Here is an 11,096-nt window from a genome sequence, read left to right as displayed (position 1 = left end):
CACAAAAGAATTAAGGCAAAACTAAAAGGCATGAGTCCGGTACAATATCGAACTCATGCCCTAAAGGCTGCCTAATGAAACGACCTGTCTAACTTTATGGGGTCAGTTCAAATAAAGCGGCTGTTTTCTTTATGCATATTTTTTCTTGTAACGTATAATATAATGAAAAAGAAAGGTGGGTACATATGGACGACAAAGAAAAAAAGCAATCATTCGATGAAGAATTTGCCCCTGAAATTTCACCTGGATATCGGCAAGATGTACATAAGCCACCTAAATATAAAAACACTTCGTTTTTAATGGGCATTACCATTTTCGCTGCTGTATTACTCATACTTATCATTTTCGTTTATTTTTGATGAAAGGTGGCCTATTATATGAAGAAACAAGATTCCAATCGTTCAAAAAGAACTGTTAAAACACAAAAAGGATATGTAGGAGATTCTGTTCATACTCTTAAACAAGTCGAGCAAGGGAATTTATATATTGCTCAAAAAGAACTTGGTCAACAAAATGAAGATCTTTAAAGGCCCTTTATTCCTTGAGGGCCTTTTTATTCCGCATTAAGTAATACACCCTCAAATGTTCTATTGAGCAATGAATTTCCTTTATTGTACGTGCTGCTTTTGTTCTAGCACCATAAATATATTATTAACCTTTACAATTTTCACTTCATAATTCAATTTCATTTCGCTTCTCTTACCATTTTCAGTACCCGCAACGTACGCTACAGCTTGATAAAGAAAACTCTCATCGGTCTCTTCACGTATCTCCTCGCTTGTAAATTTATACTCTAAATCTTGAAAACGATTTGGATAATAATTTTCCATTAATTGTTCATACCCTCTATTTAAAAATATTTCTTCACCTTTTCGTTTTACATCTTCTTTATTATTAAACTCAAACACTGATAGTTGTTCAGTCACAAAATGCTCTCCTACCTTTTTCATTTCATTATGAGTTAAATTTTCTATACTTTTGTTCTTTAATTCCTTATTTAACTCGTACTGATCAATCGGTTTAAAGGTAGCAAAAACCTCCTTTTTATATGACCAAAACAATACAAAAGCGATACATAGAGAAATGATTAACAGTCTTTTTTTCGTAATACTCCCGCCCTTCTTCATAATAATAGATATATTCTAACATATAGAAAGAAAATTCTGATATCATAAAATAGAATAACTTAACTCAGAAACGAGGAACAATTATGGACTCTTACAAACATTATATAAAAGAAGCTTTGCCTAATCTTTCTATACATTCATATAAACAAAATGAAGAAGGATGGGATAATGTAGCAGTTATAGTAAATGATGAGCTACTGTTTCGTTTCCCGCGAAAACAGGAATATGCGATGCGAATTCCGTTAGAAAAAGAACTATGCGCAATTCTCTCTTGTTCACTACATGAAATTAAAGTTCCAAAGTATCACCTATTCTATAAAAAGGAGACTGATGCTATTCCGCTTTGTAGTTACTATACTCTCATTCATGGTGAACCTTTAGAAACAGAAATAGTTACTACACTGGAAAAACAAGAACGAAAAGCACTTATTACACAATTAGCAACTTTCCTTGCTGCTCTACATAGTATTCCTCTAAAAAGTGTTACAGCGTTAGGATTCCCTATTGAAAAAACACTTACCTACTGGAAAGAGCTACAAACAAAATTAAACCAATATCTCACTACTAGCCTTACTTCATTACAGAAACTAGCCTTAAATCGCTTATTTGAAAATTTCTTTGCATGTTTAGCTACATCCACTTTTCAAAACACAATCATTCACGCTGATTTTACTCATCATCACATTTTATTTAACAAGCATAACAAAAGCATTTCAGGTGTTATCGATTTTGGTGATGCGCAAATTGGCGATCCTGCTTTTGATTTTGCAGGACTATATTATGATTTCGGAGATGAGTTTACTACATCTGTATATGAACAGTACAGTACACTTATTTCTCATCATGATCCATTACTCATTCACCGCATTACTACCTTTTATCAATATAGTCCTTTACTACATAATATTATTTATAACTTTGAATCAGAGAATGAACTCGAATTCATTACAGGCACAGAACAGCTAAAAACGATATTACAGGGATGAGATTACATTCTCTCCCTATATACTCTCTCCTCATACATCATTAACTTTTTATCCATTTCAACAATAACTTTATACAATTGAAATGCCTGTAAAATTTGCAGTTGAATTTCAAAAGGAGCATTTTGTTCTTTTAACCATTGAAATACTTTCGTTTCATCTTTCATTGATTATTCCTCCCTTTATCCCGCTATTTGCGGGTAGCCCGATTGAGCCCCACTGATTAAAGTTTCACTTTATTAAAATCTGCTACAAATATACCGTAAATGATGAAAAGCTTTTCATGTCAATAACAAAAAAGGATACAAAGTTGCATCCTTTAATGAACTATATTTTTCTTCTGTTTCGCTTCTGTCTTTACTTCTTCCTCTTGGCATTCACTACGAAACGCACAACTTATACACTCAGAACGAAAATGACGCTCTGTATAATGCTCAGGTTGCTCTAACATTTCTTTCATTCTAGATAAATCAGCCATTCCAGTTATAATATCTTCCTGTTTCGGAATGTACTCATACTTAGTTCCTTCTATTAAATTAATAACTTCAATTTTTCCTGGAAGAACTCCGAAAGCTTTATAACTGAATACTGTCATTAGCTTCTGACAAAGAGCAAGCATTTCCTCATCTGCATCGACAACATACTTTTTAATTACAAACGACTCAGCACTCCACTCACCAACTTCAAATGTCAATGACATGTGGACACCTAACTCTTCCATATATGTTTGAAACTTCTCGTATAAAAATAATGGTGGTGTCTGACTATCATCCTTTTCAACGAACTGTAATAAGTGATCCGTTAGCTTCGCTAATACAATATAGTACTCCGTCTTCGAAGCAAACATATTAATCCTTACTTTTTTCCAATACTTTTCTATTAATATTAAAAGTACAATTTTCGTTTGTTGACCCGCAGGTAGCGTGTAATACTCGTTAATAATTTGATTGACAATCATTTGTGCTATTTGTTGCCATTCAAATGAAGAAGGTTCTCTTCTTTTTATGTGACGAAAATAAAATTTATGCGGACAACGCATAAAATCATACAAATGATAATCTGTCATCGTTTTGATTGAGATTTTCTCATGCACTTGCTCTTCATCTCCCTTCTGCCATTAAGAAAGGTGTTTTACAAATTCAGCTCCAAACTGTAAACATTTTTCTACATCTTCATCTTCTGGCGTTAATTCTACTTTTAGTCCTTCTAACACAACTGCTGCCCCGCGCTCTTGTAGCTTTTCTATTAAAATGTCAACTGCCACTCCGTATTTCGGATAAGCCGAATCACATGATCCGAATACTGCCGCTTTTTTCCCAGTTAAATCAATAGAATCCATTGCATCATAAAAATCTAAGAAATCATCAGGAAGATCGCCATCTCCCCAAGTGTATGCACCTAAAATAATTCCATCATACTGTTCTAATATAGAAGCTTCTGGTGAATCCATAATATCAATAACTTCAATTTCATTTTCTGTTTCACGAATTACGCCGGCAATATGGTCAGCCATTTCCTCTGTATTTCCACTCATACTTGCAAAAATCATTACTAACTTACTCAACTGAACCTCTCCCTTTACTTTGTATCTCTTTTTCTGTTTGAATGCTCTTCTTCTCATCTACATATTCAGACCGAATTACATTTCTTTGCCATTCCATATGCTGATCAACATCTTTATTTTTATCTTTTAATCCCCTCCGCAGAAGGTGAAAATTCTTTCTCATTAACATGTCGCATCCATCCTATTGATAATAATTATCAATTCCAACTATATTTAGATTAATTGACATTGATTATCAATGTCAATAACTATTTTTAAAAAAATGATTAAAATGTACAAGCTTGTCCGTTAGCTATTCATATACTATGAATGAGCATAGTTCTTTCTCAGCCCTCTCTGACGGAAAGAAATAAAAGCAACTGCAATAGAGTGCAGTTGCCTTTTTTTGTTTTTCTATGATTTTAGTAATCTTATAGTCGTCTCTAAAAATAGCTCCACTCCACAAATTAATGCTGATTCATCCAAGTCAAATTTCGGATGATGATGTGGATAACAAGTATATATATTTTCATTACCTGTTCCTAATTTAATGAAACAACCAGGTGCTTTTCTTAAATATGCTGAAAAATCTTCTCCACCCATAGAAGGTTCAAGCTTCACAACACGCTCATTCCCAAACAAATGTAGTGCACTTTCTTCTACTATTTTCGTAATATATTCATCATTAATAACCGGATCATATCCATATCGATACGTATATGTATACGATCCTCCATGTGCTTCTGTAATTCCTTTCACAATTTTCTCGATTTTCCCTTCTGCTTCCACCCTCAATGCTTGATTAAATGAACGAACAGTTCCCATTAAAGTTGCTGTACTAGGAATAATATTGTCAGCCGTTCCCCCATGAAATTGTGTAACTGAAACAACTCTTTGCATAAAAGCACTTGTATTTCTTGATACGATATGTTGTAGATTTGTAATAATCTGTGCTCCGATAGCAATAGGATCTATCGTTTCTTCTGGTCGCGCCGCATGTCCTCCTTTGCCTTGAATCTCAACTGTAAATACGTCTGGAGCTGCCATCATCGGTCCATATGCAATTCCTATCTTTCCACTCTCAAGTCCTGACATAACATGTAAACCTATTACATAATCAACACCGTCCATTACACCTGCCTCAACCATTTCTTGTCCCCCGCCTGGATACACCTCTTCTGCGTGCTGAAAGAATAGACGAATCTCACCTGCAAAATCTTCCTTTATATTTGATAACACCTCTGCTGTGCTTAATAAAATAGCTGCGTGAGCATCGTGCCCACATGCATGCATCATTCCTTTATTCACAGATGTATAAGATTTACTTGTCTCCTCTTGAATTGGCAAAGCGTCTATATCAGCTCGAATCGCAATTACTTTCCCTTGCTTCACACCTCTTTTAATTGCTAGTACACTATATTTCGTCGGTCTCGTTACTTCAAAAGAAGAAAATGAGCATAATGTATCATATATAAATTGCGAAGTTTCTTTTTCATGAAATGATAATTCCGGATACTTATGGAAATGCCTTCTCCATTTCACGATATTTTCTTCCGAAATTAGATTCTTCCACACTCTATTCATGATAATTTCCTCCTTTTCAAAAGAACTAGAAATTTAAAAGTTTACTCTGTCTTAAATGATTAATAAAAACAAACACTGTATTTTTACGTATTCTTATAGTCCACTTTTATGTATTCACACAATCCACTTTCTATTTACATGTCAAACCCATTACAAATTCATGCTGAATGTAATATAATTGCTAAGTTAGGGATTTTCTTTTTTAGTATTTAGTGCTAATATCAGAAAAGAGCCTTTTGACTTATTTTTACCTAAAATGTGGGATTTTGTTTTTTTCACAATAATGTAGGACATGATACCTACAAAGAGCTATTATTTCATTAAGAGAGGGAAAGACATGGAAAGATTAAAAGAGATATGGTCTCGACCACTCACACAATGGGTTGCAAAGACGGTTTATTATCTTGCAATTTTATTTGCATTACTTTGGTTGTATGGATTCCATGATACAAACACAAGTACATTTATTTACAATGAATTCTAGGGTGGGAACGTTATGAAGTTATTAGAACAAATTGAAAAGTGGGCTGCAGAAACGCCTGATCAAACCGCTTTTGTTTGGCGAGATGCGAAAATTACGTACAAACAATTAAAGGAAGATTCTGATGCGTTAGCACATTGGATTTCTTCTGAGTATCCAGACGATCGTTCACCAATTATGGTGTATGGCCATATGCAACCTGAAATGATTATTAACTTTTTAGGATGTGTAAAAGCTGGACATGCTTACATTCCTGTAGATTTATCTATCCCAGCTGATCGTGTACAACGTATTGCTGAAAATTCTGGTGCGAAATTACTTTTATCGGCAACAGCAGTAACTGTAACTGATTTACCAGTTCGCATCGTAAGTGAAGACAACTTAAAAGATATTTTCTTTACTCATAAAGGGAACACTCCAAATCCTGAACATGCGGTAAAAGGTGATGAGAATTTCTACATTATTTACACATCAGGAAGCACAGGTAATCCGAAAGGGGTTCAGATTACTTATAACTGCCTTGTTAGCTTTACAAAATGGGCTGTAGAAGATTTCAACTTACAAACAGGGCAAGTATTCTTAAACCAAGCACCTTTCTCATTCGATTTATCTGTAATGGATATTTACCCATCATTAGTAACAGGTGGTACACTTTGGGCAATCGATAAAGATATGATTGCGCGTCCAAAAGACTTGTTTGCTTCTTTAGAGCAATCGGATATTCAAGTATGGACTTCCACACCTTCTTTCGCTGAAATGTGTTTAATGGAAGCATCTTTCTCTGAGAGTATGCTACCGAACATGAAAACATTCTTATTCTGCGGCGAAGTGTTACCAAATGAAGTGGCTAGAAAATTAATTGAACGTTTCCCTAAAGCAACAATTATGAATACGTATGGTCCAACAGAAGCTACTGTCGCTGTAACAGGTATTCACGTTACAGAAGAAGTGCTTGATCAATACAAATCACTTCCAGTTGGCTATTGTAAATCAGACTGTCGCCTTCTTATTATGAAAGAAGATGGCACGATCGCACCTGATGGTGAAAAAGGTGAAATCGTAATTGTCGGTCCAAGCGTAAGCGTTGGATATTTAGGAAGCCCTGAATTAACAGAAAAAGCATTTACTATGATTGACGGTGAGCGCGCCTATAAAACAGGCGATGCTGGCTATGTTGAAAATGGTCTTCTATTCTATAATGGTCGTCTTGATTTCCAAATTAAGCTGCATGGTTATCGAATGGAATTAGAAGAAATTGAGCATCACCTTCGTGCGTGTTCTTACGTAGAAGGAGCAGTTATCGTTCCAATTAAAAAAGGTGAGAAATACGATTATTTATTAGCGGTTGTTGTTCCTGGAGAACATTCATTTGAAAAAGAATTCAAATTAACATCTGCAATCAAAAAAGAACTCAATGAGCGATTACCAAACTACATGATTCCACGTAAATTCATGTATCAATCTTCTATTCCAATGACACCAAATGGAAAGGTAGATCGCAAAAAATTATTGAGTGAGGTTACAGCATGACCGCATATGGATCATTTTATTTTTTCGCTATAGTGGGCATTTTATTAATACCTACTATCATAGCTGGATTAAAAGGTAAAATGTTGCGCAAATATAATGCCGTTTTAACATTAGTCATGATTGCTATTATCTTCTCAGATAAACCAAAGCAAGCAATGATGCTAGCTGCATTTATTATTTGGCAATATGTCCTTATTAAAGGCTATTTAATTTTAAGAAAACAAAATAATAGTACATTCATGTTTTGTATAGCTGTTATTTTATCGATTTTGCCACTTATTTTGGCAAAAGTCGCGCCGTTTGTACCTGAATTGCATTTTATTGTTTTCGCAGGTATGTCTTACGTAACATTTAGAGCTGTACAAATGGTCTTTGAAGTTCGTGATAATTTAATTAAAGAACTTTCCTTCTTTAATTTCTGGGAATTCGTTTTATTCTTCCCTGCGATTTCAAGTGGACCTATCGATCGTTACCGTAGATTCCAAAAAGATATTCAAAAGCCACCTAGTGCTGAGGAGTATCAAAATTTACTATATACAGGACTTAACCGTATTTTCCAAGGTTTCCTGTATAAATTTATAATCGCGCACTTGATAACAACATATCTTGTAAAGGCTGTATTCGCCAATCAAGATACACTTTTATCTAATGTGATTTTTATGTACGCTACTAGCATGCAATTATTCTTTGATTTTGCAGGTTATAGTGCGTTCGTAATTGGTATCAGTTACATGATGGGAATTAAAACGCCAGAAAACTTCAATAAGCCATTCCTTAGTCGTAATATTAAAGACTTCTGGAACCGCTGGCACATGAGTTTATCATTCTGGTTCCGTGATTTTATTTACATGCGTTTCGTCTTTTTTGCAACGAAGAAAAAGTTAATTAAAAACCGTTACACTATTTCGTATATCGGTGCATTTTTAAACTTCTTCATTATGGGAATTTGGCACATCCAAGGAAGCGCTGTTGCGCAGTATGTTATTTATGGTCTATACCATGCCGCACTGTTTATTTTATTCGATATTTTTGAACGAAAAAACAAGAAGCATAAGTTTTGGCCAAACAATAAATTTACACACATCCTTGCGATTGTAATTACGTTCCACGTTGTATGTTTCGGTTTCCTAATCTTCTCTGGACACCTTAACAGATACTTTTAATGCACCCTTCTTATTCCATTAAGAAGTTGCACATATAATAATTTCGGATATAAAGGAGATTTTAAAAATGGCAGAATTCAAAGAGCAAGTATTAGATATTTTAGAAGAAGTATGTGAAAATGATATTGTGAAAGAAAACTTAGATGTTCAATTATTTGAAGAAGGTATCCTTGATTCTTTCGCTGTAGTATCTTTATTAGTTGAATTCCAAGAGCGTTTAGATATTGAAGTTTCTATTTCTGATTTTGACCGTGACGAGTGGGCTACACCAAACATGGTTATTAAAAAGTTGGAAGAAATCCGATGAACAAAGCAAAATTTGGTCCGATGCTTTTAGCATTGGCCCTTTTTGCTGTATTCTTACTTATTCCAACGCGCTTCCTACTTCCACTTTTAAGTGATGAAAAAGTAGAACAAGCTGCTACTTCTTTAAAAGAAGAAAAAATTCAAAGTATGATTTTACAGCAAAAGATGTTAGCAGATCCAAAATATCTTCCGATGTACGGTTCATCGGAATTCGCACGTATGGATGCTTTCCATCCATCTAATTATTTTAAAGTAAAGCCTGAAGGATTTACGCCATTCCTTCTTGGACGCGGCGGAACACAAGACCTTGTACATGTATTAAACTTCGCATCTACAATGGATCAATTGAAAGATAAGAAAATGGTATTCGTTCTTTCTCCGCAATGGTTTGTACCACAAGGTATTGACGAAACGCACTTTGCACCTAACTTTTCAAAACAACAAGGTTACCACTTCATTTTCAACAATGATTTAAAACCTGAAATGAAAAAACAAATTGCAAAGCGTTTATTAAACTTTGAGATTGTAAAAAAAGAAACTTTATTAAAAATTTCGCTTGAAGGTATCGCTTATGATGATACGAAGTATAAAGTAAAAGCACTTGCTGCTAAACCTTTCGCTTATATTTACCGTAACATTTTAGATCGTAAAGATTTATTTACAGCTATGTTTAATATTAAACCGCATAAAGAGAAGCTCGATCCTTCATTAAAACAAATGAACTGGGAAGAGGCTCGTAAACATGCGGATCAAACAGGTGCAGCAGAATCTGGATCTAATGAATATGGTATCGAAGATGGTTACTTCAATAGCAAAATTAAGAAAAAATTAAAGCAACGTGAAGGTTACTTAAAAAATGATGCTTATGACCAATCGCCAGAATATGAAGATTTACAAATTGTACTTGATTTATTAAAACAATCTGGTGCAAAACCACTCTTCATTTCTGTTCCTGTCAAAGGTCCTTGGTACGACTACGCTGGCTTCCCGAAAGAACGCCGCGAAGCATACTATAAGAAAGTTCATGAGCAAATTGAAAAAGCTGGTTATCCAATTGCCGACTTCTCAAATCATGAATACGATAAATACTTCTTAAAAGATCATATGCACTTAGGTTGGAAAGGCTGGGTTTACATCGACGAAGCCATCCAACAATTTTATAAAGCAAACTAACGAAAAGACCGCTTGAATTACTCAAGTGGTCTTTTTGTATATATTTTGTAATTGCTCGATTGCATTCGCCGCTTCTTTCATAACTCGCTCCACTACATGCTGAGCTGATTCGATTCGTGCCAATGATGCTGCCTGTCCTGCCCAAAGTGACATATATTCTTCCTTATTTTGCTTCGCTGCCTCTTGGCGTATTTTAGAAGTTAATACGTTTTGCACTGGATACATCGGAAGCCCTTCTTCTTTTCCTTCATATCTTTCTATAAATTCATTCCGAATACCGCGTGCATATTTCCCGGAAAACGCACGAGTTACAGTTGTGCTCGTATCTGTACTATGTAAAACCGCTTCTTTATACACATCGTGCGTAATACTCTCTTCACTTGTTAAAAAGGCTGATCCCATTTGAACACCTTCTGCTCCTAGTGCCAATGCCGCAACAAGCCCTTGTCCGTTCATTACACCACCTGCTGCGACAATTGGGATATGCGGAATAACCCCTACTAACTGAGGTATTAACGCAAAAGTACCAATCATAGCATCTCGTTCTTTCCCAATAAACGTTCCTCTATGCCCTCCTGCTTCGCTACCTTGCCCAATAATAATATCTACTCCTAGTTCAGCAAGTACTTTCGCTTCCTTCACATGGGTAGCTGTTCCGATAACTTTTATTCCACTTCTTTTTAAATCATTTATTTCTTCTTTTTCTAACGTTTGAAATGCAAAGCTAACGACCGGTACTTTTTCATCTAATAGCACTTGTAATTGTTCCTTATAGCTTTTTGGAAGCTTTAACGTTCCTTCTACTTCTATACCTAATTCTCTATTCACTCCGCTTAGTAATACTTTCGCCTCATTTACCTTCTCTTCTTCTATTTCTATCTCTTTCGTTACAAGTAAATTAACACCGAAAGGCTTATCTGTTAGTTCTCTTATTCTATAAATCGCTTCACGAATTTGTTCTGGGCTCATATAGCCGGCTCCAAGCGTCCCTAATCCTCCACTATTACTTACTGCTGCAACAAGTTCTGGCGTCGTAATCGCGCCTGCCATACCGGCTTGAACAACGGGATACTCAATTTTTAATATGTCTGTTACTCGACTTGTAAACATCATTTCCCCTCCTATTTCCTTTATATCTTCTTTATTTGATAAGCTTTCCCCTGCTTTTGCAAGGGTTGAACTTCATATGAAGCGAATATATTGAAA

15 protein-coding genes are annotated in these 11,096 nt (G+C 35.1%); 8 read left to right on the top strand and 7 right to left on the bottom strand.

Going from position 1 to position 11,096, the window contains the following annotated elements; genetic code table 11:
* The first annotated feature begins 185 nt into the window (after positions 1 to 185).
* Complete coding sequence (locus MR136_RS20520) at positions 186 to 359, top strand: hypothetical protein (RefSeq protein ID WP_000341062.1); 174 nt, start codon at positions 186 to 188, stop codon at positions 357 to 359.
* Between the two features lie 18 nt (positions 360 to 377).
* Entirely contained in the window at positions 378 to 527 is a 150-nt protein-coding gene (locus MR136_RS20515; protein WP_017673710.1) for a hypothetical protein, read from the top strand.
* An 81-nt stretch (positions 528 to 608) separates the two neighbouring features.
* Here the strand turns inward: MR136_RS20515 and MR136_RS20510 are convergent, their stop codons facing one another.
* Complete coding sequence (locus MR136_RS20510; protein WP_000715259.1) at positions 609 to 1,127, bottom strand: hypothetical protein; 519 nt, start codon at positions 1,125 to 1,127, stop codon at positions 609 to 611.
* An 83-nt stretch (positions 1,128 to 1,210) separates the two neighbouring features.
* Here MR136_RS20510 and MR136_RS20505 point away from each other — a divergent pair, with 83 nt between their 5' ends.
* Positions 1,211 to 2,113 carry an aminoglycoside phosphotransferase family protein gene (locus MR136_RS20505; protein ID WP_017673709.1) on the top strand — a complete coding sequence of 301 codons (903 nt, stop codon included), beginning with the start codon at positions 1,211 to 1,213 and terminating at the stop codon, positions 2,111 to 2,113.
* Between the two features lie 2 nt (positions 2,114 to 2,115).
* On the opposite strand, the gene MR136_RS20500 is transcribed toward MR136_RS20505, so the two are convergent.
* From MR136_RS20500 to amaA, 5 genes are all read right to left on the bottom strand, one after another.
* A complete protein-coding gene (locus MR136_RS20500) occupies positions 2,116 to 2,277 on the bottom strand; it encodes a hypothetical protein (RefSeq protein ID WP_000651086.1) in 162 nt (53 codons plus the stop codon).
* Between the two features lie 152 nt (positions 2,278 to 2,429).
* Positions 2,430 to 3,203 (bottom strand): hypothetical protein, encoded by a 774-nt coding sequence (locus MR136_RS20495; RefSeq protein ID WP_242259568.1) that lies wholly within the window; start codon positions 3,201 to 3,203, stop codon positions 2,430 to 2,432.
* Positions 3,204 to 3,227: 24 nt separating this feature from the next.
* Positions 3,228 to 3,674, bottom strand: a complete 447-nt coding sequence (locus MR136_RS20490) for a flavodoxin (RefSeq protein WP_000041153.1) — start codon at positions 3,672 to 3,674, stop codon at positions 3,228 to 3,230.
* The gene (locus tag MR136_RS20485; RefSeq protein WP_000929023.1) at positions 3,667 to 3,843 is read right to left on the bottom strand and encodes a hypothetical protein; all 177 of its coding nucleotides are present in this window, start codon (positions 3,841 to 3,843) and stop codon (positions 3,667 to 3,669) included. Before MR136_RS20485 ends, MR136_RS20490 begins: the two co-directional genes overlap by 8 nt.
* 224 nt (positions 3,844 to 4,067) lie before the next feature.
* Positions 4,068 to 5,237, bottom strand: coding sequence for an N-acyl-aliphatic-L-amino acid amidohydrolase (amaA, locus tag MR136_RS20480; RefSeq protein WP_001082783.1), 1,170 nt, complete (start codon positions 5,235 to 5,237; stop codon positions 4,068 to 4,070).
* A gap of 337 nt (positions 5,238 to 5,574) precedes the next feature.
* On the opposite strand from amaA, the gene MR136_RS20475 reads away from it, so the two are divergent.
* The 5 genes from MR136_RS20475 (at position 5,575) to dltD (ending at position 9,890) form a co-directional block, all read left to right on the top strand.
* Positions 5,575 to 5,721, top strand: coding sequence for a teichoic acid D-Ala incorporation-associated protein DltX (locus tag MR136_RS20475; protein WP_000440293.1), 147 nt, complete (start codon positions 5,575 to 5,577; stop codon positions 5,719 to 5,721).
* A 12-nt stretch (positions 5,722 to 5,733) separates the two neighbouring features.
* Positions 5,734 to 7,248 carry a D-alanine--poly(phosphoribitol) ligase subunit DltA gene (gene dltA, locus MR136_RS20470; protein WP_000770505.1) on the top strand — a complete coding sequence of 505 codons (1,515 nt, stop codon included), beginning with the start codon at positions 5,734 to 5,736 and terminating at the stop codon, positions 7,246 to 7,248.
* Complete coding sequence (gene dltB / locus MR136_RS20465) at positions 7,245 to 8,411, top strand: D-alanyl-lipoteichoic acid biosynthesis protein DltB (protein WP_017673707.1); 1,167 nt, start codon at positions 7,245 to 7,247, stop codon at positions 8,409 to 8,411. Before dltA ends, dltB begins: the two co-directional genes overlap by 4 nt.
* A 67-nt stretch (positions 8,412 to 8,478) precedes the next feature.
* Positions 8,479 to 8,718, top strand: coding sequence for a D-alanine--poly(phosphoribitol) ligase subunit DltC (gene dltC, locus MR136_RS20460; protein ID WP_000807310.1), 240 nt, complete (start codon positions 8,479 to 8,481; stop codon positions 8,716 to 8,718).
* Complete coding sequence (gene dltD / locus MR136_RS20455; protein ID WP_001030268.1) at positions 8,715 to 9,890, top strand: D-alanyl-lipoteichoic acid biosynthesis protein DltD; 1,176 nt, start codon at positions 8,715 to 8,717, stop codon at positions 9,888 to 9,890. Before dltC ends, dltD begins: the two co-directional genes overlap by 4 nt.
* Before the next feature lie 21 nt (positions 9,891 to 9,911).
* On the opposite strand, the gene MR136_RS20450 is transcribed toward dltD, so the two are convergent.
* Positions 9,912 to 11,000, bottom strand: a complete 1,089-nt coding sequence (locus MR136_RS20450) for an NAD(P)H-dependent flavin oxidoreductase (protein WP_017673706.1) — start codon at positions 10,998 to 11,000, stop codon at positions 9,912 to 9,914.
* Positions 11,001 to 11,096 lie beyond the last annotated feature (96 nt).

This window comes from Bacillus cereus group sp. BfR-BA-01311 (assembly GCF_022664295.1).
In the GTDB taxonomy this organism is placed as follows: domain Bacteria; phylum Bacillota; class Bacilli; order Bacillales; family Bacillaceae_G; genus Bacillus_A; species Bacillus_A cereus.
Note: the sequence above shows the minus strand (reverse complement) of the source record. Positions and strands in the feature narration are given on the sequence as shown.

Excerpts from the sequence above, each read along its gene's own strand:
- MR136_RS20450 (WP_017673706.1), bottom strand. The coding sequence starts at position 11,000 with ATGTTTACAAGTCGAGTAACAGACATATTAAAAATTGAGTATCCCGTT.
- dltB (WP_017673707.1), top strand. The coding sequence starts at position 7,245 with ATGACCGCATATGGATCATTTTATTTTTTCGCTATAGTGGGCATTTTA.
- MR136_RS20500 (WP_000651086.1), bottom strand. The coding sequence starts at position 2,277 with ATGAAAGATGAAACGAAAGTATTTCAATGGTTAAAAGAACAAAATGCT.
- MR136_RS20475 (WP_000440293.1), top strand. The coding sequence starts at position 5,575 with ATGGAAAGATTAAAAGAGATATGGTCTCGACCACTCACACAATGGGTT.
- MR136_RS20505 (WP_017673709.1), top strand. The coding sequence starts at position 1,211 with ATGGACTCTTACAAACATTATATAAAAGAAGCTTTGCCTAATCTTTCT.
- dltA (WP_000770505.1), top strand. The coding sequence starts at position 5,734 with ATGAAGTTATTAGAACAAATTGAAAAGTGGGCTGCAGAAACGCCTGAT.
- MR136_RS20515 (WP_017673710.1), top strand. The coding sequence starts at position 378 with ATGAAGAAACAAGATTCCAATCGTTCAAAAAGAACTGTTAAAACACAA.
- MR136_RS20510 (WP_000715259.1), bottom strand. The coding sequence starts at position 1,127 with ATGAAGAAGGGCGGGAGTATTACGAAAAAAAGACTGTTAATCATTTCT.
- amaA (WP_001082783.1), bottom strand. The coding sequence starts at position 5,237 with ATGAATAGAGTGTGGAAGAATCTAATTTCGGAAGAAAATATCGTGAAA.
- MR136_RS20485 (WP_000929023.1), bottom strand. The coding sequence starts at position 3,843 with ATGTTAATGAGAAAGAATTTTCACCTTCTGCGGAGGGGATTAAAAGAT.
- dltC (WP_000807310.1), top strand. The coding sequence starts at position 8,479 with ATGGCAGAATTCAAAGAGCAAGTATTAGATATTTTAGAAGAAGTATGT.
- dltD (WP_001030268.1), top strand. The coding sequence starts at position 8,715 with ATGAACAAAGCAAAATTTGGTCCGATGCTTTTAGCATTGGCCCTTTTT.
- MR136_RS20520 (WP_000341062.1), top strand. The coding sequence starts at position 186 with ATGGACGACAAAGAAAAAAAGCAATCATTCGATGAAGAATTTGCCCCT.